Annotated in this window: 23 protein-coding genes; 8 read left to right on the top strand and 15 right to left on the bottom strand. The window is 46.7% G+C overall.

Translation table 11 applies throughout. From position 1 onward, the window contains the following. The 4 genes from EZE20_RS20765 to serS form a co-directional block, all read left to right on the top strand. On the top strand, window positions 1–852 hold an 852-nt coding region (locus tag EZE20_RS20765), incomplete at its 5' end, for an HNH endonuclease family protein (protein WP_132121346.1). Between the two features lie 144 nt (window positions 853–996). After that, a complete protein-coding gene (locus tag EZE20_RS20760; RefSeq protein WP_199879930.1) occupies window positions 997–1,287 on the top strand; it encodes a CBU_0592 family membrane protein in 291 nt (96 codons plus the stop codon). A gap of 34 nt (window positions 1,288–1,321) precedes the next feature. Continuing rightward, entirely contained in the window at window positions 1,322–2,680 is a 1,359-nt protein-coding gene (locus tag EZE20_RS20755) for an aspartate kinase (RefSeq protein WP_132121344.1), read from the top strand. Window positions 2,681–2,742: 62 nt separating this feature from the next. Further along, window positions 2,743–4,017, top strand: a complete 1,275-nt coding sequence (gene serS, locus EZE20_RS20750) for a serine--tRNA ligase (RefSeq protein ID WP_132121342.1) — start codon at window positions 2,743–2,745, stop codon at window positions 4,015–4,017. 70 nt (window positions 4,018–4,087) lie between these two features. On the opposite strand, the gene EZE20_RS20745 is transcribed toward serS, so the two are convergent. From EZE20_RS20745 to EZE20_RS20735, 3 genes are read right to left on the bottom strand one after another with little or no spacing between them, the layout of a single operon-like run. Then, window positions 4,088–5,335, bottom strand: coding sequence for a hypothetical protein (locus tag EZE20_RS20745; protein WP_132121340.1), 1,248 nt, complete (start codon window positions 5,333–5,335; stop codon window positions 4,088–4,090). Next, complete coding sequence (locus EZE20_RS20740; protein ID WP_132121338.1) at window positions 5,332–6,606, bottom strand: hypothetical protein; 1,275 nt, start codon at window positions 6,604–6,606, stop codon at window positions 5,332–5,334. Before EZE20_RS20740 ends, EZE20_RS20745 begins: the two co-directional genes overlap by 4 nt. A gap of 58 nt (window positions 6,607–6,664) precedes the next feature. Next, a complete protein-coding gene (locus EZE20_RS20735; RefSeq protein ID WP_132121336.1) occupies window positions 6,665–7,861 on the bottom strand; it encodes a hypothetical protein in 1,197 nt (398 codons plus the stop codon). Between the two features lie 249 nt (window positions 7,862–8,110). On the opposite strand from EZE20_RS20735, the gene EZE20_RS20730 reads away from it, so the two are divergent. Both EZE20_RS20730 and EZE20_RS20725 read left to right on the top strand, forming a co-directional pair. Further along, a complete protein-coding gene (locus EZE20_RS20730; RefSeq protein WP_132121334.1) occupies window positions 8,111–9,277 on the top strand; it encodes an acyl-CoA dehydrogenase in 1,167 nt (388 codons plus the stop codon). A gap of 174 nt (window positions 9,278–9,451) precedes the next feature. Then, window positions 9,452–10,381, top strand: a complete 930-nt coding sequence (locus EZE20_RS20725; RefSeq protein WP_132121332.1) for a helix-turn-helix domain-containing protein — start codon at window positions 9,452–9,454, stop codon at window positions 10,379–10,381. A gap of 106 nt (window positions 10,382–10,487) precedes the next feature. Here the strand turns inward: EZE20_RS20725 and EZE20_RS20720 are convergent, their stop codons facing one another. The 11 genes from EZE20_RS20720 to glpK all read right to left on the bottom strand — a co-directional run bounded on the left by EZE20_RS20720 (window position 10,488) and on the right by glpK (window position 22,027). Beyond that, window positions 10,488–11,306 (bottom strand): T9SS type A sorting domain-containing protein, encoded by an 819-nt coding sequence (locus EZE20_RS20720; protein ID WP_132121330.1) that lies wholly within the window; start codon window positions 11,304–11,306, stop codon window positions 10,488–10,490. An 82-nt stretch (window positions 11,307–11,388) separates the two neighbouring features. Further along, window positions 11,389–11,964, bottom strand: coding sequence for a hypothetical protein (locus EZE20_RS20715; RefSeq protein ID WP_132121328.1), 576 nt, complete (start codon window positions 11,962–11,964; stop codon window positions 11,389–11,391). A gap of 57 nt (window positions 11,965–12,021) precedes the next feature. After that, the gene (locus EZE20_RS20710) at window positions 12,022–12,204 is read right to left on the bottom strand and encodes a hypothetical protein (protein ID WP_132121326.1); all 183 of its coding nucleotides are present in this window, start codon (window positions 12,202–12,204) and stop codon (window positions 12,022–12,024) included. 23 nt (window positions 12,205–12,227) lie between these two features. Further along, window positions 12,228–12,692 carry a hypothetical protein gene (locus EZE20_RS20705; RefSeq protein WP_132121324.1) on the bottom strand — a complete coding sequence of 155 codons (465 nt, stop codon included), beginning with the start codon at window positions 12,690–12,692 and terminating at the stop codon, window positions 12,228–12,230. Window positions 12,693–12,893: 201 nt separating this feature from the next. Then, window positions 12,894–13,418, bottom strand: coding sequence for an IS30 family transposase (locus EZE20_RS20700; RefSeq protein ID WP_132121322.1), 525 nt, complete (start codon window positions 13,416–13,418; stop codon window positions 12,894–12,896). Window positions 13,419–14,191: 773 nt separating this feature from the next. After that, on the bottom strand, window positions 14,192–15,586 hold the full coding sequence (locus EZE20_RS20690) for an NADH-quinone oxidoreductase subunit N (protein ID WP_132121318.1): 1,395 nt from the start codon (window positions 15,584–15,586) through the stop codon (window positions 14,192–14,194). Between the two features lie 21 nt (window positions 15,587–15,607). After that, window positions 15,608–17,056 carry a complex I subunit 4 family protein gene (locus EZE20_RS20685; protein WP_132121316.1) on the bottom strand — a complete coding sequence of 483 codons (1,449 nt, stop codon included), beginning with the start codon at window positions 17,054–17,056 and terminating at the stop codon, window positions 15,608–15,610. Between the two features lie 95 nt (window positions 17,057–17,151). Further along, on the bottom strand, window positions 17,152–19,071 hold the full coding sequence (gene nuoL / locus EZE20_RS20680; protein ID WP_132121314.1) for an NADH-quinone oxidoreductase subunit L: 1,920 nt from the start codon (window positions 19,069–19,071) through the stop codon (window positions 17,152–17,154). Window positions 19,072–19,154: 83 nt separating this feature from the next. Further along, entirely contained in the window at window positions 19,155–19,493 is a 339-nt protein-coding gene (gene nuoK, locus EZE20_RS20675) for an NADH-quinone oxidoreductase subunit NuoK (RefSeq protein ID WP_132121312.1), read from the bottom strand. Between the two features lie 103 nt (window positions 19,494–19,596). Beyond that, on the bottom strand, window positions 19,597–20,409 hold the full coding sequence (locus EZE20_RS20670) for a 3'-5' exonuclease (protein ID WP_132121310.1): 813 nt from the start codon (window positions 20,407–20,409) through the stop codon (window positions 19,597–19,599). A gap of 118 nt (window positions 20,410–20,527) precedes the next feature. After that, a complete protein-coding gene (glpK, locus tag EZE20_RS20665) occupies window positions 20,528–22,027 on the bottom strand; it encodes a glycerol kinase GlpK (protein ID WP_132121308.1) in 1,500 nt (499 codons plus the stop codon). A 134-nt stretch (window positions 22,028–22,161) separates the two neighbouring features. Here glpK and pbpC point away from each other — a divergent pair, with 134 nt between their 5' ends. Further along, window positions 22,162–24,501 (top strand): penicillin-binding protein 1C, encoded by a 2,340-nt coding sequence (gene pbpC / locus EZE20_RS20660; RefSeq protein ID WP_394345662.1) that lies wholly within the window; start codon window positions 22,162–22,164, stop codon window positions 24,499–24,501. 26 nt (window positions 24,502–24,527) lie between these two features. On the opposite strand, the gene EZE20_RS20655 is transcribed toward pbpC, so the two are convergent. Continuing rightward, a complete protein-coding gene (locus EZE20_RS20655) occupies window positions 24,528–25,796 on the bottom strand; it encodes a hypothetical protein (protein ID WP_132121306.1) in 1,269 nt (422 codons plus the stop codon). Window positions 25,797–25,973: 177 nt separating this feature from the next. Between EZE20_RS20655 and EZE20_RS20650 the strand changes: the two genes are divergently transcribed. After that, complete coding sequence (locus tag EZE20_RS20650) at window positions 25,974–26,405, top strand: nuclear transport factor 2 family protein (RefSeq protein WP_132121304.1); 432 nt, start codon at window positions 25,974–25,976, stop codon at window positions 26,403–26,405. Window positions 26,406–26,535 lie beyond the last annotated feature (130 nt).

The raw sequence follows: 26,535 nt of genomic DNA, 5'->3' as shown, positions 1-26,535 counted from the left end.
GATATCGTATCATATCTGACCGTATTAGAGCACATAATCTTGACAACCACGATTCAGCCATGGAAGCATGTGCTGGATTATGGAATTTTTACTTATCTACTTGAAAATCAGCATTGCATCAAGTCTAATAAAGAACCAGTAATGATAGATGGAAATACTAATATTACTATCGAACATATTTTCCCTCAAAATCCAGATCCGAAATGGAAAATTGAACTGGGTTCCGACGATTATAACTATATCAAAGAAAACTATCTAAATACTATCGGTAACTTGACACTTTCCGGAAACAATGGAAGGCTTGGAAATAAGTCATTTATTGACAAACGAGATTTGTACAATGCTGGTTATAAAGATAGTCGACTTTGGCTAAATAAATATTTAGCCAAATTAGATAAGTGGGGCAAAACGGAAATCGAAGATCGATTTAATCTAATTGCAGAACGAGTATTAAAAATTTGGGATATACCAAACACTCAATTTGATGAACAATCTGATAGTAATGAAGTAAATATATTTGACGCAGAAGACCCAAAATTTAAAAAGTTAGAATATGCAATTTTCTTTGATCGAAAAATCGCAGTAAATCAAGTTGCAAAACTATATTCAGAAGTATTTAAACAGCTTTTTGAATTGCAACCCGAAACTTTCTTTAACACAGAACTTGGGTCAAAAATCGGATTAACCAAAAAACCCATAGATGCAAATATAAGACAAGCAGTTGCAATAAATGAAACTTACTTTATTGAAGGAAATATTGATAATATTGGAAAGTTTGATAAAATAAAACTAGCTTTGACAATATTCGGTTTTGAAGATGAATTAATGATAAAATATGCAGATGAAAAATAATTTTTTTCAAAAAAATATTGAATAATATTCTGTATACAATTAACTATTATTTCAATTAAATGCTAACTATATTGAGCAATTATACCATAATTCAATTTTTACCAAGCCATAAAGATGTTATCACTTGTGTAAGCTTTTGTTTCTATGAACGAAAAAATTTGGTTTGACATCCTTGGCTGGATTGGCTCCGTGCTTGTAGTTGCCGCCTACGGACTCAACATCAGTGGCCGAATGCGAGCCGATGCACCCTTTTATTTGTGGGCAAACATCATTGGCAGCATCGGACTAATTTTGAACACCGCCTATGTAGGAGCCTACCCTTCGGCCTGTGTTAACGTCATTTGGGTGGGGATTGGCATTTGGGGCGTCATAAACAGCAAGAAAAAAGTATCCTTACACAGCTCGTCTTCGACAAAGCTGAACAAGGAAAATTAATATAAAACTAGTTAAAGCTTAATCTTTCATTCCCATGCAAGTCTGGAAATTTGGGGGTACCTCCGTCGGAAAGCCCGAACGTATGCACTCCATCCGTCAATTGATTACCTCCACAGAAACCCGCAAAATCGTTGTTTTGTCGGCGCTTTCCGGCACCACCAATGCCCTGATTTCTATTGGCGAGGCTGCCAAAGCGAATGACGAAGCAGAGGTAAATCGGCAAATTGATGCCTTGAAGTCTCACTACGACGAGTTTATTCAGGATCTGTACCAAACGGATACCGGCCTGGCCAAAGGGACTGAGATTGTAGAAAAAGAGTTCTCCTTCATTCGTTCGCTGGTTCAGATAAAGCCGTTTACCAGCAAGCAGGAAAAAGAACTTGTGGCAGAAGGCGAGCTGCTGAGCACGCAGATGTTTGAAGCTTACCTTGTAGAGCAGGGCGAAAACTCTATTTTGCTTCCTGCCCTGGAATTTATGCGTATTGATACCGAAGGAGAGCCTGAGCTTCAAACCATTGAAGAACTGCTCACCTCTATTTTGGAGCAACATCCTGACAAACAACTGATTATTACGCAGGGATTCATTTGCCGGAACCCACGCGGCGAAGTAGATAATCTCAAACGCGGCGGCTCAGACTACACCGCATCGCTCATTGGCGGGGCGATCCGGGCGGAGGAAATTCAGATTTGGACGGACATTGACGGCATGCACAACAACGACCCGCGCATTGTGAAGCGGACGTTCCCGATTCGGGAACTGACCTTTGAAGAAGCCGCTGAACTTGCTTATTTTGGAGCCAAAATCCTGCATCCAAGTACGATTACGCCCGCCAAAATGAGAGGCGTACCCGTGCGGTTAAAAAATACCATGCAGCCTGAAGCACCCGGTACGCTGATTGCCAACAACAGTTCTGACCGCGAGATCAAAGCAATTGCCGCCAAAGACAACATTACGGCTATTTATATTCACTCAACCCGTATGCTGAATGCCTACGGATTTTTGCGGAGGGTGTTTGAGATTTTTGAAAAATACAAAACGCCCGTGGATATGATTACCACTTCCGAGGTGTCGGTGTCGGTTACGATTGACAACAATACCAACCTCGACGCCATCACGGCTGAGTTGCGCGAATTTGCCGATCTTGAAGAACACGATACCGATCAGACCATTATCTGTATCGTCGGGAATTTCAGTGCTGATAAAGAAGGAGTTGCTCATAAGGTTCTGGACGCCATGAAGCATATCCCGATTCGTATGATTTCGTACGGAGCATCGGAGCATAATCTTTCGATTTTGATTCATGCCAAACAAAAAGCCGAAGCCCTGAACGTGCTCAATGAACGCCTTTTTTACTACGAAGACGCCATGAAAGGGATTTTTACGGCTCCCTGAAACTAAACCGTTTGGACGCACACAGTAGCGCGCCAACAAATTCTTATCGAGAAAACCAACTCATGCTACAAACCACATTTATCCGCGAAAATAAGGAACTGACTATTGCGGGATTGAAAAAGAAATTCGTTCGTGACGCCGAGGAGGCCGTTGAACTTATTCTGAAAATAGATCGGCTGCGACGTGAAACACAGCAGGAACTGGATCAAACGCTGGCCAAATCGAATGCGCTGGCACGGGAAATCGGCGGCCTGATGAAGCAAGGGAAAAAAGCTGAAGCCGAAGCAGCCAAAGCCGAAACCGCCACGCTCAAAGAAACTACCAGGCAACTCGATGAGCAGCTGAAGGGCCTCGAAACGGAGCTATACGACGAGCTGGTGAAGCTTCCCAATCTTCCGCATGCGAGCGTACCCGAAGGCCGGACTGCCGATGAAAACGAGACGATTCTTGAAAAAGGAGAAAAGCCCGTGCTGCCCGAAGGCGCACAGCCGCACTGGGAATTAATCAAAAAGCTTGACATCATTGATTTTGAATTGGGAAATAAAATCAGTGGAGCGGGCTTTCCGGTCTATAAAGGAAAAGGCGCCCGAATTCAGCGCGCCATGATTGCTTTTTTTCTCAATGAAGCCGCCAACGCAGGGTATACCGAAATTCAGCCACCGATCCTGGTGAATGCCGATTCGGGTTTCGGAACGGGACAGTTGCCCGACAAGGAAGGTCAAATGTACTACGCCGCCGCTGACGACCTGTACCTGATTCCGACGGCGGAGGTTCCCATTACAAATCTGTACCGGGATGTGATCGTGCAGGAAAATGACCTGCCCATCAAAAATGTCGGACATACGCCCTGTTTTCGCCGCGAAGCCGGTAGTTGGGGTGCCCACGTCCGGGGCCTGAATCGCCTGCATCAGTTTGATAAAGTTGAGATTGTGCAGGTGTGCAAGCCCGAAGATTCGTATCAGGCACTGGAAGACATGGCACAACACGTGCAGGGACTCTTGGAAAAACTCGAACTTCCCTTCCGGATTTTGCGTCTTTGTGGCGGCGATATGGGCTTTACCTCCGCACTGACCTACGATTTTGAAGTGTGGTCAGCTGCGCAGGAGCGTTGGCTCGAATGTAGTTCCGTATCAAATTTTGAGAGCTACCAGGCCAACCGATTGAAACTGCGGTATAAAATAGACGGAAAAACCCAACTGCTGCATACCCTCAACGGCTCAGCGCTTGCGTTGCCGCGTATTTTGGCCTCTATTTTGGAAAATAACCAACAGGCCGATGGCAGCATAAAAATCCCGAAAGTACTGGTTCCGTACTGCGGATTTGAGACGATTGGCTAGGAAATGAGTTTTGGAATATAAAGACGAGTTACGAAAAAAGCAGAGCTGTGAGGCTCTGATTTTTTCGTAATCATATGTGCTGATTTTTTGAAAATATACCCGCCAACCTTACAAAATAAATCGTTAACGCCACAATCGCCACCTGCATCAGGTAGTCGAGTATTGCTGCACCTGACGCTACGATATCAGCGGGCGTAAGGTATTTGGGCATGCCGAGGCGCCACCAATAGGACGGATGAACTACACATAGTATGTTAAAAACCAGCAACAAACCAACCTGCGTGCGATTTCGCCAGTCTATCACAACAAATAGGAGCGGGATCAGAAACAGAAAAATATAGTTGCTGTATGCGCTTTGCTGCACTACCATCATTGTGGCATAGAGCGTCACCCAGGTACGGGAAATCATTTCTGAAAAATCGGCGGTACGGAGCCGCCAGGCCGTCCAGCTTCCCAGGCCCACAGAAACGACCAAACCTGCCCAATTCCAGAACTTTTGACCCACACCGATGCTATTAAAAAACAGGGGATTCAGCACAGAAAGTAAATTCGGTGCGCGCAGGGTATCCGCTTCATCGAGAGGTTGCATAAACTCCATGCCTACCAAAGGATATAAAATGGCAAGGGTAAGCGCTCCAATCGCGACCATAATGACCGTAAAGCGTATTTTCTCTTTTTCTAAAAAAAACAACGGCACCAGAATCAGGATAAAAATGGCTTTGGTCAACAGCAACCCGATAGCCAGAATGGCAGCATAGACCTCAACCCGGCCGGTACGCTGCCGAAAAAGGTAAGCAGCCACTACCAAAAGCCACATCCAAACATCTTCCTGAGCACCCACCACGCATAGGATCAGCGAACCCGGCAGCACGTAGTAAAGCAGTGCTTTGTATAAAAAATCCGCTGCCGACATCCGGGATCGATATAAGTGCCACGTAGCCCAAAGCGCCAGAGCATCCATGACGGTCATCGTGAGGACAATCATGCGGGGATCGTACCAGATTTTTAACCATATTCCAAGAAAATACGCAAAAAACGGAGAATAAGGCGACCAGAAATCCCGGTAAACAACCTGTCCCATAGATGCCTTACTACCTTCATCCCAAAACCCATTGACATCAGAAGTCGGGGCGAAGCCTGCCGCCACATACACAAGCAGGAACGGTACAACGCGAAATAACAGCCAACCCAACGCCAGCATTCGGGTTACCCGTTGATCTTTCAGCCGTTGGGTCAGGTATTCCTTTTTCCAGAGAATCACTCCTGCCGTCAGGACCAATAGAACACTGAGCAGGCTTTTGATGAGGACCAGGTTCATGCGAAGGCAGGAGATTGATTAGTACGAATGATATGACGATACGACTGACGGAGAATCCAAAGGTAGCACAAGACGCTAATGACCTGAAGCAGGTATTCGAAGAGATAGACCGGCACTGCAAACATTGAAAAATCTGTGTAAGAAGGCTGTTTGTTATACACATAAACAAAGGGCTGCACGACCGTCAGCCAGTTTATAGTTAGCAAAACCGTCATGTGCCACATATTTTTAAGATCAATCAGCTCAAAGACAACTGCCATCAGGTAGGCGATTAGGTAAGCTCCGGGAGCACTTGCCTGAAACAGCATCATGCAGGCAAAAGTGGCAACAAACAGGCTGGGAAGTAGCTGAATGATATGCTGTTTTCGATGCTGCCAGGCCATATACGAAGGAATAAGCAGCGTAAATACCAAACCAACCCAATTGAGCATAGGGCTGTTTTTTTCATTAATCGTTACAAAAAGCTCGATAAAAGGACGCAACACCGAAAACAGGTTTGGGGTCATGAGCTGCTCGGTATGTTGAATTGGCATCAAAAACAAATCCCCGATTTGCCAGTACAGGAAGCCCAGCACGGGAAGCCCAATAGCAGCCATCACAAGGACCATTTTTAGCGGCTTGCGAACAATCAGCAGGAGTGGTGGAAGAAAGAAAATAAACGTAACCTTTATAAACAGCAAAGCCATGGCAAAAAACACTCCGATTCCTGCTTCATACATTTGAGGATGCTTGCGGGCATAGGCCACCATTAGCAGCGCCGCCCCCCAAAACCAGACTTCTTCCTGTCCGTCAATCAGAATGTACATAAAGGCAGCGGGCAGCAGCCAATATACAAATGTCAGTTGCAGGGCATTTTCCGTTTTTTTCTTGTAATACTGATAGGTCATCCACAAAATGAGCGTTTCCATACTTACCATAAGCAGCACAATGGCGCGTGCATTATGCCAAATCCAAAGAGGCAGGCTTATGACGTACGAAAACAAGGGTGCATGATAGGACCAGAAATCGCGGTAAACGAATCCGCCTGATTTAGCAGCTTCTGCTTTGTAAAAAAAAAAGGGAACATCGCCACGCGGATCTTCTCCGATAAGCAGGAAAATTCCGATAAATGGAAGTAAACGAACAGCTAAAAAACCAATTCCAAAAAGGAGTTTATCGTTTTCACGCTGCCATTTTGCGAAGAGGTTTTGCTTATTTGTGGTCCATAAAATGGCCACCGTAAGCAGCAGGCAAAGAACTAATTTTATATAAAATACCGTCAAAATTGGCATAAGTAGCTATCACGTTTAGATATACGAAATGGTCTGACGGCACAAATCTACAAATTAATTAGTCAAACCATCCCCATCCCATTTGCCTGTCCAGCATCATTAATGCCTTCATCGGAAGTGGCTCCGCCCAAATTATTTTGTTATACCCCAACGTATAACACATCGGGCTAATGAGGCAGATCAGCGCAATGATAAACATGAGTTTTCGGTGTTCGTGCCGGGGAACGTAGTAAGAAAGCACCCGATTTGCAATCAGAATAAAAGGAAAACCGTACCCAAAGGCCCGGTCTACATCATGTACCAGTAGCCCCGTTACGAGCAGAATCAGGAAGCCGAAGGCGCAGGCTGCGGCGTACCAATAGTTTCTTGTTTTATACAGAACCAACACAGCCGCTCCCATCAACAACCACATTCCCTCAAAAGAAGTCCAAAGGCTATTTCCAAGACCCCAACGGTGCAAATCAGCAAAAAGCACGGGAGTGCCAATTGTTGTGTAGGCGTGATCCGGAAAGTAGTTATTCATAATGAACGAACGAAAAGGAACATACGCAGCCATTGCAGCCAGAATTGCAAGCACCTGCGGTGTAAAGGCACTTTGGAAGATTGTTACAAGGCTCGATCGTTCAGATGCGGTTTTTTTGAACAAATATTGAACCACCCACCACAGCACCACGTAGGCCGAGGCAATTACCCCGCGCTCATCGGTAAAGAAGGCGCCCTGCATGGAAATAAAAATCAAAACCGGGTTGCGAAAGAGCATCGCCATGAGCAGAAAAAAATACCCAAAACTATCGCCATAGCCTGCCAGATCAATCAGAAACCAGGAAAAAACAAAGATATTGGCAAAAGCAAGTGCAAAGAATGTCGTCAACACTTTATCCTGTGTGACCCGGAAAACCTCGCGCGAAGACAAATACAGAAATATAAAACCTAAGACCGCCTGAAGAACCAGTACTCCAATGACCGAGCGACCAGTAAGAGTATATACAAAGGGCAACATCCAGCGCATGATCATATTCTCACGACGGATGTAAACCTCCAAATGATGCGGATGAAGCAAATCCGCAGCCTGAATCTGCACAAATGCCCATGCGTCAGACGTTAGTCCAACCGTATAAGGCGGCACGGCCAGAAACCATGAAAGTAACGTGCAGATACCAGTGAGTTGCCAGAGCCAATACTTACTCTGCGTATGTTTTTGGACAAAAAGAGTAATGCCTGCGTATTGATTGGTCAAGATAGGTTGGGGTTCCATGCGTGGCGGTTGTGCTGAGGGCTTGTTTTACACAAATCTAACCATCCCATATAAGATAACAAGCCATTTAATTCTTTTTCCTACTAATCGGTAGCTATTGTACTATTGCCTGATTCTTTCCAGCATTTTTATTCAATAAAAATTTAAATTTATTCGTTAAAAAACCTAATCAATTACGTTCGTATGCTTGCATACTACTTTCAATTTCTTTATTTTTGACTAGTTACTTCATCAAAAAACGACTTACTGATGGCTGTGGATACAGAGTTAATTGGATTAGATTTTAATTTAAGCGAAGAACACGAAGCGGTGCAACAGGCAGCCCGCGATTTTGCCCAAACAGAACTTTTACCGGGCGTAATTGAACGCGATAATGCTCAGAAATTTGACCCGGAGCTACTTCGAAAAATGGGGGAAATGGGATTTATGGGCATGATGGTCCCGGTGGAATATGGTGGCGGCGGGATGGATACCATCTCATACGCTATTGCCGTTGAAGAGATTTCAAAGATAGACGCATCCGCATCCGTCATCATGTCGGTCAATAACTCCCTGGTCTGCTATGGATTAGAAAAATTCGGGACCGAAGAGCAAAAGCAAAAGTACCTTCCGCCGCTTGCCTCGGGCCAAATGATCGGAGCTTTTTGCCTTTCAGAACCCGAAGCCGGCTCGGATGCTACCTCACAGCAAACACTGGCAGAAGATTGTGGCGATTATTATTTATTAAACGGCACCAAAAACTGGATTACCAACGGAAATAGCTCGTCGGTATGTTTGGTAATTGCGCAGACGAATCCTGAAAAACGCCACAAAGGCATCAACTGCCTGATCGTGGAAAAAGGGCTTCCGGGTTTTTCGGTGGGGCGCAAAGAAGACAAAATGGGCATTCGGGCGTCTGATACGCATTCCCTGATGTTTTCGGATGTTAAAGTACCAAAAGAAAACCGCATTGGCGATGATGGCTTTGGCTTCAAATTTGCCATGAGCACCCTCAACGGAGGACGAATCGGGATTGCAGCGCAGGCGCTTGGCATTGCCGCCGGAGCGTTCGAGATGGCGCTTAAATATAGTCAGGAACGCAAATCGTTTGGGAAAGTTATTTTTGAGCATCAGGCTATTCAGTTCAAACTTGCCGATATGGCCACACGCATTGAAGCTGCCCGAATGCTCGTTTATAAAGCTGCCCGCCTGAAAGATGAAAACAAAGATTACGCAAAAGCAGCGGCAATGGCTAAACTTTATGCATCCGATGTTGCCATGTGGGCTACAACCGAAGCCGTACAGATTCATGGAGGCTACGGGTATGTAAAAGAATATCATGTAGAGCGCCTCATGCGTGACGCCAAGATCACTCAGATCTATGAAGGTACATCAGAAATACAAAAATTAGTTATTGCCAGAGAGTTGCTTAAATAGCGTGAAAGGGCCTTTTTGCGAAATTTTATAAAAAAAGTGTGCGTTATGTTGCTATAAACGCACATTTTTTTTTAAATTTAGTTAAGTACATGCTTGTATTAGTTTTGTACAATTTATTAGATTTGTACAAAATTTGACAGAACACGGCATTCGCTCGCCCAAATCACATAAATTATGGAAGATTATAACAAAATCATTGAGTCGCTTGGAGTGAAATTTGTGAAGGCACGCCACATTCACATGTTACAGCCCATAACCATCAAAAACTACTACGATGTACAGAATTCGCTAACCATTTTGTACGATGGAGAAGTTTCTTTTGGAACCGAAGAGCCACAAAAGGTTGACATCGGGGATATGCTTTTTATTCCCGGTGGAAAGCACGCTACCGTCACCTACGGAAATACGGGTTTGGCAAAGGTAGTTTCCAATGAAGAGTTCATGACTAACCGCGATAACTACATTCAGGCAGGTCATGACCCGCTCACGATTGGTAAATTACCCAATTCCTTTGGACTGATTTCGTTTGAGGCAAAGGTGTTTGACACCGTTAACTTCTTTACTTCGCTCGACGTACCGCCATTTTTGATCAAGCGTGACGATCAGATTGCGATCACGATCAATCAGATTCTGGCAGAAGATATGACCGACACGCCGGGCAAAGGGCGAATCATCAAGATCAAGACAGAAGAAGTTGTGATTGAGATTATCCGCTATATTCTTAAAAATAAGCTTTTTGTAGAGCAGCTCGTTACCAATAGCACCTATTTCAAAGATCCACGCCTGATCGACATTTTTGCCTACATCAAAGATAATTTGGGCGGAGATTTGTCGAACAAGGTCCTGGCCAACGTCGCCAACGTTTCCGAAGATTATGTAGGTCAATATTTCAAAATGCTAACCGGTATCAATCCTCAGGATTATATAGAATACCAACGTATGGAGAAAGCCGTTGACTTGCTGCGTACTTCCAAGAAAAGCATCCGGGCCATTGGATCAGACGTAGGCTACAAGGATACCGCCTACTTTTGCCGTCGCTTCAAGATGATGTTCGGAATTCCAGCCGGCAAAATGCGCCGCCGCGAGTCGCTGATGAATGTATAATCTGATTGATTTTGTGAAAATATAGTATTATAATACATGCAGAAAGCCGCCCAAATGGGCGGCTTTCTGCATGTATTGGTGTTTTCAAGCCCTCTTCTCCGATCCCTTACTTCACCACCATAATCTTCGTAGATTCGACGTCTCCGCCCTGGGACCCGGTTTCCTTTTGGAGGATCAGCAGGTACATTCCCGCCACATCCTCAGGCAACCGCACCGCTTCGCGCTGAATGCCCGTGCCGATCAACGGTTTGCGCCAAACCTCACGACCTGCCAGGTCCGTTACTGTCAACGTAGCAGGACGGCCCGGCGGAGCGTAAAACTGTACGTCAAATTGCCCTCCGCTGGGATTGGGAAACGCTGTCAGCCGCTGAGACGATTCCGCATCTTCGGCAGCCGGAGCAACTTCGGCCATTTCTTCTGCGCTCATTCGGGCTGTGGGGCAGGCCGTACTGATAAACTGCCATTTGTTAGAACCAAACGAGTAGCCCGGATCGTCCACTAGTTGGATATCCGTGACGGCATCGTTGGGGTCACCGTTGCCCCAGTTGTTTGGGCTTCCTATGAGGTAGGTGGAGTTTTTACGGACGATCGCTTCCAGACCGCCCGTCAGCGGAACACGCGTCCACAGCTTGTGGTCTTCGGTGCCGCTGGGCTGAAGCGTGATCAGGTTACCCACCGCATTACCCCCGTTTTGCACGGCAAGCACCGCGTTACCCACTGCCGAGGCAATGCGTACCTGGCCACCTACGCTTTGTACAATCCATTTCTGGTTGGTTGCACCACTGCCGGGCTTTACCTTCACCACTCCATTGACGTTGGTTAACTTGCGGTCGTAGGCCGGAGACGGTAGCTGAATTACAAAGCAGGCCGGAGGGGGTGATGCCACCACCCACCACTCGTGCGGTGCGGTTGCCCATGTTGTCATAGGTGTACGCCTGACCTCGCACAAACGAAATGCAAAGCATGAGCATTAGAAAAGTAGAAAGTGCTCTCATAAGACGGGTGGTTTACTTGACGCAATCTTTTTCGTTACTCGCCAGCTTGACATCCAGTTTGCCAAAGTCTTTATTCTTTGCAGCCATGCTTGGATAGAAACAGGTTTTCCTGGCCTTGAGGTCTTTCGTACCAGGCTCACAGAGAATGCTGCAAGCTTCACCCTCGATGATTTTCAACTCCTTGGTTGGGCCTTTGGAAATCACTCCTACGCTATATTTAAACTTGCCACGGTACACGGTGCCGTCGGGTCGTTGGCCGTTCCAGGCGAGGTTCTTGATTTGGTCGTAAAGAAACTCGTTGCGGTTGTACAGCACCGTATCTCCTTCGGCACTCGTAATGGAAAAACCAATGGTGCCGTGAATGTCAGCGCTTACGAAAGGGTAGAATTCATCGTTTATCCCATCTTCATTGGGTGTAAAGGCGTTGGGAATATAAATCGAGCCTGTTTTGAATTCAAAGGTTACAGGTTTGACCCCGCAACAAGAGGCATATTCCTTAGGTAGGGCGGCATTGGGATCTTCTTTGTCCTGAGTCGGGCAGCCTTGCAGCGTAAAGGCAAGGGCAATGAGGGAAAGGTATTTTTTCATAAGGATCTAAATTGATTTTCTAAACTGATTTGAAGGGTTGATATGATTGAATTGGAACTATCGTTTGAGGTATTTTTTGTGCGTGAATAGCTTGGCAAACTGAGACCTAAGCACATGAGCGTCTGTTGGAGACTGCTCCACGGGAATAGTACGGGAGAAGTACACGACTGCATTCTTTTGGGAATCAAAAATCAGTGCATAGAGTGTGGTGCTTGACTTAATCGGTACGGGCACAAACATGCCCAAGGTCAGGATTCCGATGCCTACTCCCTTGGCAACCTGCCCTCCGTAGTTACCCTTGCGACGGCCAAAACCCGACGTGGCTGTTGCAAGGGCAAAGCGTTGGTTGTTCGTTTGCATTTCTGACCGCACGGTAGGGGTAAGGCCACGCCCTCAATAGTCTTGTTTCGCATCACCTGCGAAAAGGTATTGTTGAGCTCAACGTGGATTTTCTGCTGCACCACAAAATCGGGGCTTTCCATGCGCCTGACTGTCTTGAAGGTCCGGCTGTGACCAATAATAGAATCTAACAGGTACTGCGCCACCCCCGATAGTGAATCATTTGGAAGGGCCCGATTGCCTTTTTGAACCACGCTGATGTAGGCCTGAGGCTCAAAATAACCAATGCCTTTCATATTGGAGGGATTGAACGATTGGCTGATGTAGGCCGTAGGGTTGCAGGAGGATAGTAAAGCCGCAGCTACTATCAGCACCAAATTTTTAATCATGAAGCAACGATTTTTTGGGGGTTTACGGTTTAAAAGAAATCAGTTGACATCCTTACTTTTTTTCAAAAAAAAGTAAGGATACGAAGTTTTGTGAAGTTCTCGACGCTGGAAATTAAAATTGAGTACGGATGGATTGTTGAGTTTCTTATTGAAACTTAGATTCAAGCTTGAATTGTAACTTGGTACTTTATATTCTTGGATTCAAGTTTGAAGTGCAACTTGGTATTTAAGAGCACATTGAATGGGAGATAAATACCCAAGAGTTTTTCTAGGTCTGTTGTTTAATTGATTTTCAATCCATTTTATGTCACTTTTTTTGACGATACTAATTGGGCAGGACTTCGGAATATACTGCCTAATCATGCCATTTGTATTTTCATTAAGCCCTCGCTCCCAACTATGGCAGGGCCTTGCAAAATAGATGTCAGCCTTTAATTCAGCACCAATTTTCTGATGTTTTGAGAACTCTTTCCCATTATCAAAAGTAATTGTTTTTACAGGTAAATCACATTTATTTGCTCTGTAAATCAGCACCTTAGCCAATTCATCAGCATTTTTGGATTCTAACTTTTCGACAATAGTATATTTTGTTACTCGCTCGACTAAGGTCAACAATACACCTTCATGATTAGCCCCAATTATTGTATCCCCTTCCCAGTGACCAATTTCGGTATTTTGCTCAACCACTGCTGGTCGATCCGGGCCGCCGCTGCGGTTCGATTCCAATCCGGTTTGGAATTGATCCTCTTTTCCCTACACTTCCTCTTTTGCTGTATCTTTTCCTATGACGAATCCTTAAAAAAGACATAATGCTCTCATTATCAGTGGATTGATTGGCATATATATAGCGATAAATTGTCTCATGGCTTATTTGCTTTGAACCCGCTCTCCGTGCCAGTACACCGCTTATTTGTTCAGGAGAATAACGTTCTCTTAGGCAACCCAGGACTTGCTCTTTAAGCTCTGACTTCATCTTATAGGGATCTCGCTTACAACGTTCTGAGCATGTTTTATGAGCTTCAAAAGCCACGTAATCTCCTGACAATGAGCGGCTTCCTTTAAGTTCTCTGTTTATTGTACTTTTGTGTACTTTTATTGAATCGGCAATTTCACTTTGTTTCTTTTTTTGTTGAACGAGAATCTGAATGTGGTATGGCACCGGCTACCCGGCTTTGCTCCAGAGTCAACTGAGTGTATAGTTCCATATTGTTTTATGTTTAGACACCACAAAACTATGGGTATTATTCGCAAAAGTTGGCTCTTTTTTAGTCGCAAAAATTAGTAACTATTGGTGAGTTGCACTTGAAATATGAATCTGCGATTTTAAATATCCTGTATGAGAAATTTTTTATACATAGGATGTCTATCTCATGTCGTAGCTAGTAGTGATAATTTTTCGTCCTGACCTGACGGCCACACACTAATAAAGAAATCATAAAAACGCAGAAAGCCGCCCATTCGGGCGGCTTTCTGCATATAAATAGCAAGAGAAATAAGCCTTACATAGCGGCTTCAAACAAACCGGGGGCAAGACCAAACAGGATTGTCAGGAGCGTGGCCGCAATCAGCACAATTTTGTAAAAGGGGGCAATCCGAATGGTAGCCGTATCGCCTTCTTTCATGTAAGCGGCCATAATTACCCGGAAGTAGTAGTAAATCCCGACAGCCGACATCAACACCGCCACGATGATCATCCACACGAGCTCACGCTCTACAGCGCTGCTGAACACGAAGAATTTCCCCCAAAAACCAGCCGTCAAAGGAATTCCTGCCAACGAAAGCATCGATACCGTCAGTACAAACGCCAGTAGCGGGTTGTTTTTCGCCAGGCCGTTAAAGGCCTCATAAGATTCATTGGGCCGGCCTTCGAGCGATTTTTCACGCGCCACCGGAATCAATACTCCAAAAGCGCAAATGGTCGCAAAGGAATAGGCCATGGAATAAAACAGAATGGCATTTTCCGTTTGTTTGGTCATCGACGTAAGGGCAATCAGCAGATAACCGGCATGCGAAATACTCGAATACGCAAGCATCCGTTTGAAGCTATCCTGATAAACAGCGATGATATTTCCGACCAACAGCGTCAGCACTGTAAGTATAGAAAGGGTTGGCCACCAAAAATCGTAGATGCCGCTAAATGAATGCGACAAAAGCCGAAACAGAGCTGCAAAACCCGCTGTTTTTACGATAGTTGCCATGAATGCTGTAAAAATAGACGGAGCACCGTCATACACATCCGGTGTCCAGAAATGGAAGGGCGCCGCCGACACTTTGAAAAGCATACCAATCAGCACGAGCAGCAAGCCCGCATACAATAGGTACGAGGGGCTGCGCTGATTCAGGGTTACGAATGATTCGATACCATTCAGGCTAAATGAGCCTGAGGCGCCGTACAAAAGCGCAATGCCAAAGAGCATGATACCCGTAGCAAAAGCGCCCATCAGGAAGTATTTTAGCGCAGCTTCATTGGAACGCAGATTCCGTTTGTCACTACCGGTAAGTACATACATGGCAACAGACAGAATCTCGACCCCCAGGAATAGCATAATCAGGTTTTCAAACCCAATCATCATAAATGCACCAACGAGCGAAAATAGCATGAGGGCAAAATACTCGGCAGGCTGCGCTTCTTCATTGTCCTGAAAACCCTGCGTCATGGCAACAATCATGAACGCCGAAAACAGCACGATTGCATTAAACGTCAGCGTCAATTTATTGACCGCAAACATCCCCTTGAAATAGAGCAGCTCGCCATCGTTCCACTCAAAAAAATTACCGATCATTGCCACCACCAGAAAAAGCAGGGTGGCCGGCAACAGTATACTTTTGGACTTGAGAAAACCCAGGTAGAGAACTACAATTCCAAGTACAGACAATAATACAATAGGGTACATATAAATATTGGTAAAATCAATTTAGCTATTAATGAACCTCAAAATCTGATGAACAGCAGGCTCGGTCATTTTCAGGAACGTAGACGGATAAATTCCGATCCAGAAAACCATAATGGCCAACGGAATCAGGACAGCTCTTTCGGATACTGTAAGATCTTTGAAGGACTCAGAAGCCGCCGAGGGAGCCCCAAACATGGCCTTCTGAAACATGCGCAGCAGATATACTGCACCCAAAATGATGGTAAGACCAGCTACGGCACCCAGCCAGTTGTTATATTCAAAGACTCCGGCCAAAAGCAAAAACTCGCCTACAAAGCCATTGGTCAACGGCAGGGCAACACTGCCCAACAGCAAAATCATGAAGTAAACCGTGAGGTGAGGCGTCTTCTGCGTGATTCCGCCCAGGTGATCCAGGTACCGGCTTTTGGTTCGGCTATAAATAATTTCTACGATAAAGAACATCCCGACCACGTTTATGCCGTGAGCCAGCATCTGAATCAGCGCTCCCTGCAAGCCGTTCAGCGTGGTTGAGAATACGCCGGCAGCCATTAGGCCCACGTGCGCAAAAGATGAATAGGCAATGAGCCGCTTCATGTCTCGCTGCTGAATGGCAATAATTGACCCATACACGATTCCAATGACCGAAAGTACAATAGCCACTTCGCCCCATTGCGCCAGTCCCAGCGGCACGATAGGCAACAGTAGGCGAATGAGTCCGTACACACCCATTTTCAACATAATCCCCGAAAGCAGCATCGTAGCCGGTGTGGGCGATTCGGTATAGGTATCGGGCTGCCAGGTATGAAAGGGGAATAGCGGCATTTTGATAGCGAAGGCAATGAACAAACCCCAGAAAACCCAGCTTTGGGTTTTGGCGTCAAGAATCAAATCGTACAGTGCCGTAATTTCTGATGTATGCTCGCCGGGCGTCTGAAAGTAGAGATATACCAACGCTACCAGCATGAAAAGGCTGCCAAAAATAGTATAGACAAAAAACTTGAACGTTACTTTCAAACGATTTTCACCACCCCACACTGCCGCCAGAAAGTAAACGGGAATTAGCGCAGCTTCAAAGAACAGGTAAAAGAGAAACACATCGGTAGCGGTAAAAACTCCAACCAAAGCTGCCTCCATAAACAGGATAAGGGCATAAAAAGCGGAGGAGTTTTTATAGTCGTACCCAAAAGTAGAAAGTATAATGAGCGGTGTAAGAAAAGTCGTTAGCAAGACCAGCAACAGACTGATTCCGTCGATTCCGGCACTAAAAGAAATACCGGCGGAGGCAATCCAGGTATACTTAAATCCGAACTGTGTCCCGGCAGCGGGGTCAAACTGCGTCCAGGCGACCACGGCTGTAACCAACTCAGCCAGTGCTCCCAGCAGCGCCAGTTGCCTCACGGTACGTCCGCCCACACTCAGGGCCAGCAGGCCAGTCACGATTGGGATCAGAACAAGAAGAATAGTAAGCATGAATATAATTTTGAATGGGTAAATGAGCAATTATTAGCTTGATTTACAGGAGTTATTTATAAAATTCAATCCTGCAAATCGCTTCTAAAAAGATATTATTTAATCAGCAGGTTCCAGAATAAAATCACCATAATTCCTACCACCATGGCAAAAATATAGTAACCCGTAGATCCCGTCTGCGTTTGTCGACCCAGGTTGGCAAGTGCCTTGACGAGCCTTCCGGTACCGTCTACAAAGAGGTCTATGAAAAATTCGCCAAAACTTGCCAGCAGGTTTGAAAGCGTACGCATGGGTTTCACAAATACGGCATCGTATAGTTCGTCTACATAGTATTTATGATAAACTGCCCGCTGCACTCCCTGACGGGTTTCAGATTCGGGAGCCGGTACAGACGCCTTGCTGATGTACATCACATACGCAGCAATGCCCGAAAGCAACGCTACAAGTACCGAAACACCCATGAGCATGTACTCTTCTGAATGTGAAAGCGAGATAGGCATAAACGCTTCCGGATTAGCCTGCCGTGAATTATCAAAGAGCGGGCTCATAAATTCGGCCAGCTGATGACTTCCCCCCAATGCTTCGGGGATGCCGATGACACCTCCCAGTGCGGAGAAAACGGCCAAAACCATCAACGGAATCGTCATAGAAGCAGGCGACTCGTGCAAATGATGCTCCTGCTCGTGGGTACCCCGAAAGGTGCCAAAGAAAGTCAGGAACAAAAGCCGGAACATGTAAAAAGAGGTCATAGCCGAACCCACCAATCCCACGGCCCATAGCAGCTTGTTATGCTCAAAAGCATGCGCCAGGATTTCGTCTTTGGAGAAAAATCCTGAAAAAGGCGGCAGCCCGGAAATGGCCCAGGTAGCAATAAAAAAGGTAATGAACGTAATCGGAAGTTTTTTGCGCAAACCTCCCATTTTACGAATATCCTGCTCGTCCGACATGGCGTGAATCACGCTACCTGCACCAAGAAACAAAAGTGCTTTGAAAAAGGCGTGGGTAATGACGTGAAACATCGAAGCCGAGTAGGCCATAACGCCCAAACCAAGAAACATATAGCCTAGCTGACTCACGGTAGAGTAGGCCAATACTTTTTTGATATCATTTTGAAGAAGACCAATGGAAGCGGCAAAAATCGCCGTGGCTGCGCCCACAATTGCAACTACTTCGAGCGTTTCGGGTGCGAGCGTGTAGAGCACATTGGATCGTATGACCATATAAATACCCGCTGTAACCATCGTTGCGGCGTGTATAAGTGCAGAAACGGGCGTCGGCCCGGCCATTGCATCGGGCAGCCACGTGTAGAGCGGAATTTGCGCCGACTTACCCATTGCACCCACAAACAGCAGCAACGTGATGGTAATAAGCACCGGATCACCAATCGGAAGGCCGGTTGCCTGCCGAAATACTTCGGTATATTCGACCGAACCGAAGGTAGCGATGATCGTGAAAATACCGAGCAGAAAGCCCAAATCACCGATCCGGTTCATGATGAAAGCTTTTCGGGCGGCATTATTGTAGGAAGTATTTTTATTCCAGAACCCGATGAGTAAATACGAACATAGTCCGACGCCTTCCCAGCCAATGAACATAATGACGTAGTTGGAACCCATCACGAGCAGCAGCATGAAAAACAGAAAAAGGTTCAGAAAGGCAAAAAACTTTCCGAACCCTTCGTCATGCTTCATGTATCCTATGGAATAAATATGGATAAGTGAGCCAACACCCGTAATGATCATCAGCATGAGCAGCGACAGCTGATCATGCTGAAATGAAAATGGAATACTGAGCTCTCCCACGGTAATCCAGTCAAAAAGCGAGACAATTTGCGGCTGACTGCCTGCTTCTTTAAAAGCCAAAAGCACCGCCACCGAGGCAGCAAAACTTCCCAGAGCTGCCAGGGAGCCAATGACTCCAACCGCTCCTTTGGGAATATGACGAAACCCAATTCCGTTGATCACAAAGCCGATCAGCGGAAGTAAAGGAATCAAAACTAGCAAGAAAAGTGACATACTCTATTTGGTGATGTTAGTAGTTAATTGTCAATCATTTACCGAAAATAAACTCAGTTTCTACTGAGCCGTATTCGGCACGTTTACCCTTTGAGTTTTTTCAGGAAATTTATGTCAATCGTTCGGGTATTTCGGTAAATCATCACAATAATTGCCAATCCAACAGCTACTTCAGCAGCGGCTACGGCCATGATAAAAAACACAAATACCTGCCCGGTCGGATCGGACCGATAAGAAGAAAACGCAATCAGGAGCAGATTGACTGAATTGAGCATAAGCTCGACCGACATAAAAATAACAATGGCATTTCGACGGGTAAGAACGCCAATAATGCCAATGACGAATAAAGCCGTACTGAGAATCAGGTAACTTTTTAGCGGAATAAGTTGAATTATTTCCGGTATAGCGGGGGGCTGGATCATAGCGTACGGGTAAATTTGGATAAATCAGGATTCATGATTTTTAAAAATTTGGGCAAATTTAGTGATAAATACCGCTTACTCAAATCTGAAAAATAGGATTATTCTAACGCTGTGTAAGAGTTCTCAACCGGATTTCTGTTAATTTTCGTTTTGTATCCAATGGAAATTCCCCTTTCATGATCCAATCATAAAAAGATGGTTCGTTTTTCAGGACATCCTCGACGCGTTTTCCATTGTTCTTGCCAAAATTAAAAACTTCTTCTCCGGCCTCATTATAGACCATCCGTCCGGCCAAATCTACATGATTAGAGGCGGTGAGCTTGTGCAGAGCATCCATATCATTTACAATAGGAATGGTAGCATTTCCTTTGGCATCTTTAACTTCAACATTCTGATAATGAGAAACCTGCGCATTCAAAACCTCATAGGTGGCCAATGCGTCAGCTTCGGCGCCGTGTGCTCCTACAAGTTCTTTTCCACAATAGAACTTATAAGCTGCCGAAAGGTTGCGGGGCTCCATCATATGAAAAATCCGCTGCGCATCAATCAGGCGGCGATTTTTCAGATCAAAATCTACGCCAACGCGCAGAAATTCCTCCACGAGCAGCGGCACGTCAAATCGGTTGCTGTTGAACCCGGCGAGGTCGCATCCTTCCAGAAAAACGGCGAGATTTTTAGCGATTTGCTTAAATGTGGGACAATCTTTTACATCTTCATCATAAATTCCGTGGATCATTGACGACTCTCCCGGAATCGGCATTTCGGGATTTACCCGTCGGGTTCGGACTTCCTCACCACCGGTGGGTAGCGCTTTTACGATAGATATTTCAATGATTCGGTCACGGGTGATATTGATTCCCGTGGTTTCAAGGTCAAAAAAAGCAAGTGGCTTTTTCAGGACCAGTTGATGTGCCATGATGTATTCATTCAGGGTGGTAGGGTGCTAAGTTACAGGTTTAGCAGCATAAGGACCAAAAAAGCCGTCGGTTTCTCTATTTCCGACGGCCTGATTCCTATTCATTCTCCTACAAGTCCTATTCTTCCCAACCAAAAGATTTGGTAATTGCTTTTTGCCATCCTTTATAGAGGGCGTCCCGCTGCGGGCTTTCCATCACAGGCTCCCAGGTTTGAGCAACCGCCCAATTTTTGCGCAAATCCGCCAGATCAGCCCAATATCCAACGGCCAGACCTGCTGCATAGGCTGCGCCAAGGGCGGTGGTTTCGGCGACAGCCGGCGCTACGACGGTAGTATCGAGCATATCGGCCTGAAACTGCATGAGCATCTGATTGGCCACCATGCCGCCATCAACCCGCAGCGAGGCAAGTTTTATTCCTGAATCCTGCTCCATGGCATTGACTACGTCGACGGTCTGATAGGCCGTGGCTTCCAGTACTGCCCGGGCAATATGACCTTTGGTTACGTAGCGCGTCAGGCCGGCAATTACTCCACGGGCATCGTTGCGCCAGTAAGGGGCATAGAGCCCAGAAAATGCCGGGACAAAATAAGCGCCACCGTTATCCTCTACGGTTTGGGCGAGGGGTTCTATATCGCTGCTTTTCTCAATGATTCCCAGATTGTCCCGCACCCATTGTACCAGCGCACCCGCAATCGCAATACTGCCTTCGAGCGCATACTGAACGGGTTGATCGCCAAATTTATAAGCAATCGTTGTGAGCAGTCCTTTTTCCGAAATCCGCAATTCGCTGCCCGTATTCATGACCAGAAAGCAACCCGTTCCGTAGGTATTTTTGGCCATACCCGGTTCAAAACACGCCTGCCCTACGAGAGCTGCATGCTGATCGCCCAACGCACCGGCAATTGGCACACCGGGCAAAACTTCGGACGTTACGGTTCCATATACTTCGCTGCTACTCTTGATGGCAGGCAGCATGGCTCGTGGGATTTCAAAGGTACGAAGCATGTCCTCGTCCCATTCGAGCGTATGCAGGTTCATGAGCTGCGTGCGGCTGGCGTTGGTTACATCTGTAACATGAATTCCGCCTTTGACCCCGCCCGTCAGGTTCCAGATCAAAAATGTATCCATATTGCCAAACAGAGCCTCACCTTTTTCGGCATCTTTGCGCAGGCCGGGCACGTTTTGCAGGAGCCATCTTAATTTTAAACCGCTGAAATAGGTTGCCAACGGCAAGCCGGTCACGGGGCGAAAACGGTCGATGCCCCCGTCTTTCTCAAACTGAGCCACCATGTCGCCCGTTCGGGTATCCTGCCACACCAATGCATTATGGTAGGCTTTGCCCGTGCGGCGGTTCCAGGCAACGGTTGTTTCGCGTTGATTGGTGATGCCCACGGCTGCAATGTCAGCCGACGTAACCGACACCTTGATTCGTGCCAGTGCTATTACTTCCAGCGTATTTTTCCAGATTTCGTCTGGGTTGTGTTCTACCCAACCGGGCTTCGGATAAATCTGTTCATGCTCTTTCTGACCTACCGAAACGATGTTTCCCTGACGGTCAAAAAGTATACAACGGGTGCTCGTAGTTCCCTGATCAATTGCGGCAATGTACTTGGACATTAGGAATAGTAGTTTGATTGGTTTTTGTGTAAATAAAGTAAGAAAATAAGAAAACTACGTGCAGATTGATTTTTTATTCTCGTTGGCTATTGCCGAATTTTACATTCTTTATTTTTACATAAAAATATTGACTCTTGAAGCGCTCCCTGCCGTCGTACTTTTTTTCTTTTCTAAAATTCCGATGGGTTCAGGCGACTCTTCTGTTGATCGTATTGATTGGAATACTGGACTTTGTCTTTCCTTTTCGTCCACAAATTTCTTATTCTACCCAAATTCTGGCCAAAGACAGCTCCGTGCTGCACGCCTTTCTGAGTCAGGACGACAAGTGGAGGCTGTATACCGAAACTACCGAAATCACTCCTCTGCTTCGTAAAACGCTGCTGCATAAAGAAGATCGTTTTTTTGCCTGGCATCCGGGCGTCAATCCATTGGCCGTAGGAAGGGCGGCACTGCGCAATCTCCTCACCGGGCGTCGTACCTCGGGCGCGTCTACCATCACGATGCAGGTAGTTCGACTGCTCGAACCGCGCAGACGAACCTACGGCAGCAAACTTCTGGAAATCATCAGGGCCATTCAGCTGGAAATGCACTATTCCAAGCAGGAAATTTTTCAGTTTTATCTCAATCTTGTGCCCTATGGAGGAAATATTGAAGGCATAAAAGCGGCATCATTGCTCTATTTTGGAAAACCGCCGCAGCTGCTGAGCCTTTCCGAAATCACGGCTTTGGCCATTGTGCCCAACCGCCCGTCGAGTCTGCGGCCCGACACCCGGCAGTCGGCGCTGCTTGCTGCTCGAAATGTTTGGTTGCGCAGGTTTGAAGTAGACCAACTTTTTGAGCCTTCCGTTATCGACGATGCCCTCCACGAGCCGTTGCGGGTCACACGCCGGGCAGCACCGGCACAAATTCCTCACCTTGCTCAGCGACTTAAAGCACAATATCCCAACGAGCCTACGGTACGTACGGGCATTGTACCACAGAAGCAGGTACAGGCCGAAGCTCTGGTAAAAAACTATGTCAATCGCCTGAAAAGCCAGAACATTCACAATGCCGCCGTGCTGATTGTCAACAACGAAACCGGAGCCGTAGAAGCCTATGTAGGTTCGGCTGATTTTTCAAATCCTTACGACGGCGGCCAAGTGGACGGCATCCGGGCGGTCCGTTCGCCGGGAAGCGCACTGAAACCACTGCTGTATGCGACTGCTTTTGATAAAGGATTGCTGACTCCCAAAATGATCCTGAATGATGTTCCGACAAATTTCAGCGGCTACGAGCCTGAGAATTTTGATCAGCGATTCAACGGACCCGTTACGGTTGAATTTGCCCTGGCCAACTCGCTCAATATTCCGGCAGTAAAAGTTCTGAAAGACGTACAAACACCGGTATTGGTAGATCAACTCAAAAAAGCGGGTTTTCAAACCGTACGCAAGCAGGCCAAAGACCTGGGGCTTTCTATGATTTTGGGAGGATGCGGCGTGACGCTGGAAGAGCTCACGCGTTTGTTTGCAGCGTTTGCCAATGAAGGCCGCCTGCAACCGCTTAGCTATGGAGCAGTGCCAATGAGCCAAACAAAAAAGAAGGCCGATTCAGGCTTTGAGATTATATCACCCGGCGCGGCCTTTCTCATTACGCAGGTACTCACGCAGGTAACCCGTCCGGATTTACCCACCAATTTTGACAACTCATACCACCTTCCCCGCATTGCCTGGAAAACCGGAACGTCCTACGGCCGGCGCGACGCATGGAGCATAGGCTACAACAAGCAGTATACGATTGGTGTGTGGGTGGGCAATTTTTCGGGAGAAGGCGTAGCCGACCTCAGCGGTGCCGAAACAGCCACGCCACTCCTTTTTTCGCTCTTTAATAGCCTTGATTACAATTCGCCAAAGGGGTGGTACCACATGCCGGAGTCGGTGGCTCTGCGCAAAGTATGTGCAGCAAGCGGGGACATTCCTTCCGATTTTTGTACCAATCCAATTGTGGATTATCACCTCATGGGCGTGTCACCCTATCGGCGGTGTCAGCATCGGCAGTGGGTGTTTGTCAATGCCGCCAAAAGTCTGTCGTACTGCCCAACCTGCCTGCCCGCTTCGGGCTATGTACGTGAGGCGTACCCAAACTACACGCCGGAGCTGATTGCCTACTATGAATTGAAGAAATTGCCCTATGAAAAAATCCCGCCGCATAATCCGGCCTGCGAGCGGGTCTTTGGCGATGGCGCCCCGATCATTATCAGCCCAAACAACGGGAGCGAATACTATGTACGCACCGACGAGCCTCAACAGATTTTGCTGAGCTGTCAGGCAGCCAATGATGTGCAGCAAGTATTTTGGTACATAAATGATAAGCTTTTCAAAAAAAGTTCTCCCACCGAAGCTGTATTTATGAGCCCGCCTCCGGGGCGGGTCAAAGTTTCGTGCAGCGACGATAAAGGACGAAATACGGATGTCTATATTGAGGTGAAGCGATTGTAAAATTTTGCTAGCACACAGAGCCCTACTTACCACGAATAGTGCAACCCAAGCTGCGGTAGCGAAATGACCGCATTTTCAGAAACGGGGTAGGTTGGGCGTAGCATATAGACTCCTATGTCTGCTTTTAGATGGCGGTTTAGCCGGAAACTAACCCCGGGCATCAGCGCCACAAACTGCCAGCCCCGGCGGTAGGTTTGGCCGGTTTCCTCGCCCATCAGATAGGCTGCTTCTACAAATGGCGAAAAGGCCGTGGTACTGATATGATACCGGACCATCGGCCCCAGTGCCCAGCCGCGCAGGGGAGCTTCTACGGGTACAATCGTGGAATAAGCTCCAAAGCCAACGGCTCCAAGCAGTATGCGATCAGCCACGAAATAGCCACCCCGTAAAGCAACATTGGCAAATTCTCCACCCGTTTGGTACGGAATAGCCACACCCGACGCCCCAACCATAGCTGAGCCCGCCTTAAAATCAGGGCGGTTGGCAGGGCGCTTCCCAACGAGCGCTGCGTTGTAGGGACTCATGTAGTTTCCGGGCTTTTTCCACTGCAATCCCTGCTTATAGCCTACCTGCATGGTGAGATAGCTTCCTTTGCTGACGACGTTAGCCTGATACTTCACGCCGTTGAGTTCCAGCTCTTTTGTAGAAATAGTAAACAAATCCCGAAATCCCTGATTGTAGAGCCATTGAACGCTCAGGCTACGGTATTGCCCGATTTTGTAGTCGAGCCCGGCACGCAGGGATAGCGACAAACCCTGATTGCGGGTGTGTGAGCTTTCGAGCGTATACTGGTACACGTCACCTGGCCAGTGACCGTCGATTTTCCGGTCGTTTTTTTCGCGTACGTAGCCATCGTAGCGATTAATGATGTAATTTATATCAGCGCCGCCATTCACAATCAGCCGCCGCCATAGCAGCCGTGAGTTGTAGGTAAACCCTGCGTTAAGATTTGCGGGAGAAAATTGGGTATAACCATTGTTGCGCCCCCAACCACTCACAGCGCCGGTCGAATCGCGTGAAATAAAACTTGTGCGTGTACCAACCTTTAAAGTCGAGGTTCGGACGCCCATCCGAAGCGACAGGTGGGAGGTAAGGCTGCGCTCGGCGCTGAGATCAAATGAAACCCCGAAACGATCGGGAGCTTCAAATTTGCCCGACGGCAGGGGTCTGTCTGACGATAAGGTGTTGTACGAAAGCGACGGCCCCAATCCTACGCCAAGCCGCCACGGGCTTTGGGCGTGGCTGTTGGCAGCAGCAAAAATTCCAAGAAAAAAATAAAGTAAAGTCTTTTTCATACGCACGTTTCCTGACAGTCAAATTTGTTTCTAAAGTACTGATTAGTACTTGAAATCCTCACATACTTACGCAAAAAGTTAATAGAGGATATTTTGAAATTCCAGCATTAAAATGCACTTTTCGGCTAAATACTTGTATTCAATACTTTTTTACCAAAAACTAATTTCAAAACTCCCATGAAAAAATTATGCCTGGCATGTCTTTGTTTACTTGCGTCGCTTGCGGTTCAGGCGCAGCAGACGATTGCCCCCGCTACTCCAAATGAGACTACGGAAGTGTTTTTTAAAGCCATGCTCAATGAAGACGCCTCCTCGCTGCGTTCAGTGTTAACAACTGATTTTTCGCTCCTGAGTTTTGACGGACAAATGATTGACGGTACCACGTTGGCTGATGCCGTGGACGGTGGGTATGTGGTCATCGAAACGGGCGTTGTGTCGGGCCTGAACACCCGCACCTATGGCGAAGCAGCGGTGGTCAATGGTTTCTGGCAAACCAAGGGTGCCGTACAGGGCAACAACTTTCAGACGCAGGTAGGTTTTATGAGCGTGTGCGTGCGGCAGGGCGGTGCCTGGAAAGTAGCAGCGATGCAGTTTACGCCCATGCCCTGAGGGGAAACCTACGTTTTTACAAGAATGAAGTAACCTGAGTTATTGTAAAAAATAGCTCAGGTTATTTTTATGCATCATTTAAATAACTTAGTAAGTCTTATGAAATCGATCAATCATTCGTTTCCATACT

Origin of the sequence: Arundinibacter roseus (assembly GCF_004348825.1) — a bacterium.
GTDB lineage: Bacteria > Bacteroidota > Bacteroidia > Cytophagales > Spirosomataceae > Arundinibacter > Arundinibacter roseus.
Note: the sequence above shows the minus strand (reverse complement) of the source record. Positions and strands in the feature narration are given on the sequence as shown.

Excerpts from the sequence above, each read along its gene's own strand:
- EZE20_RS20730 (WP_132121334.1), top strand. The coding sequence starts at position 8,111 with ATGGCTGTGGATACAGAGTTAATTGGATTAGATTTTAATTTAAGCGAA.
- EZE20_RS20690 (WP_132121318.1), bottom strand. The coding sequence starts at position 15,586 with ATGTACCCTATTGTATTATTGTCTGTACTTGGAATTGTAGTTCTCTAC.
- EZE20_RS20720 (WP_132121330.1), bottom strand. The coding sequence starts at position 11,306 with ATGACAACATGGGCAACCGCACCGCACGAGTGGTGGGTGGTGGCATCA.
- nuoL (WP_132121314.1), bottom strand. The coding sequence starts at position 19,071 with ATGTCACTTTTCTTGCTAGTTTTGATTCCTTTACTTCCGCTGATCGGC.
- EZE20_RS20715 (WP_132121328.1), bottom strand. The coding sequence starts at position 11,964 with ATGAAAAAATACCTTTCCCTCATTGCCCTTGCCTTTACGCTGCAAGGC.
- EZE20_RS20755 (WP_132121344.1), top strand. The coding sequence starts at position 1,322 with ATGCAAGTCTGGAAATTTGGGGGTACCTCCGTCGGAAAGCCCGAACGT.
- EZE20_RS20760 (WP_199879930.1), top strand. The coding sequence starts at position 997 with ATGAACGAAAAAATTTGGTTTGACATCCTTGGCTGGATTGGCTCCGTG.
- glpK (WP_132121308.1), bottom strand. The coding sequence starts at position 22,027 with ATGTCCAAGTACATTGCCGCAATTGATCAGGGAACTACGAGCACCCGT.
- EZE20_RS20705 (WP_132121324.1), bottom strand. The coding sequence starts at position 12,692 with ATGATTAAAAATTTGGTGCTGATAGTAGCTGCGGCTTTACTATCCTCC.
- nuoK (WP_132121312.1), bottom strand. The coding sequence starts at position 19,493 with ATGATCCAGCCCCCCGCTATACCGGAAATAATTCAACTTATTCCGCTA.
- EZE20_RS20655 (WP_132121306.1), bottom strand. The coding sequence starts at position 25,796 with ATGAAAAAGACTTTACTTTATTTTTTTCTTGGAATTTTTGCTGCTGCC.
- EZE20_RS20745 (WP_132121340.1), bottom strand. The coding sequence starts at position 5,335 with ATGAACCTGGTCCTCATCAAAAGCCTGCTCAGTGTTCTATTGGTCCTG.
- serS (WP_132121342.1), top strand. The coding sequence starts at position 2,743 with ATGCTACAAACCACATTTATCCGCGAAAATAAGGAACTGACTATTGCG.
- EZE20_RS20740 (WP_132121338.1), bottom strand. The coding sequence starts at position 6,606 with ATGCCAATTTTGACGGTATTTTATATAAAATTAGTTCTTTGCCTGCTG.
- EZE20_RS20670 (WP_132121310.1), bottom strand. The coding sequence starts at position 20,409 with ATGGCACATCAACTGGTCCTGAAAAAGCCACTTGCTTTTTTTGACCTT.
- EZE20_RS20685 (WP_132121316.1), bottom strand. The coding sequence starts at position 17,056 with ATGCTTACTATTCTTCTTGTTCTGATCCCAATCGTGACTGGCCTGCTG.
- EZE20_RS20725 (WP_132121332.1), top strand. The coding sequence starts at position 9,452 with ATGGAAGATTATAACAAAATCATTGAGTCGCTTGGAGTGAAATTTGTG.
- EZE20_RS20650 (WP_132121304.1), top strand. The coding sequence starts at position 25,974 with ATGAAAAAATTATGCCTGGCATGTCTTTGTTTACTTGCGTCGCTTGCG.
- EZE20_RS20710 (WP_132121326.1), bottom strand. The coding sequence starts at position 12,204 with ATGTTTGTGCCCGTACCGATTAAGTCAAGCACCACACTCTATGCACTG.
- EZE20_RS20735 (WP_132121336.1), bottom strand. The coding sequence starts at position 7,861 with ATGGAACCCCAACCTATCTTGACCAATCAATACGCAGGCATTACTCTT.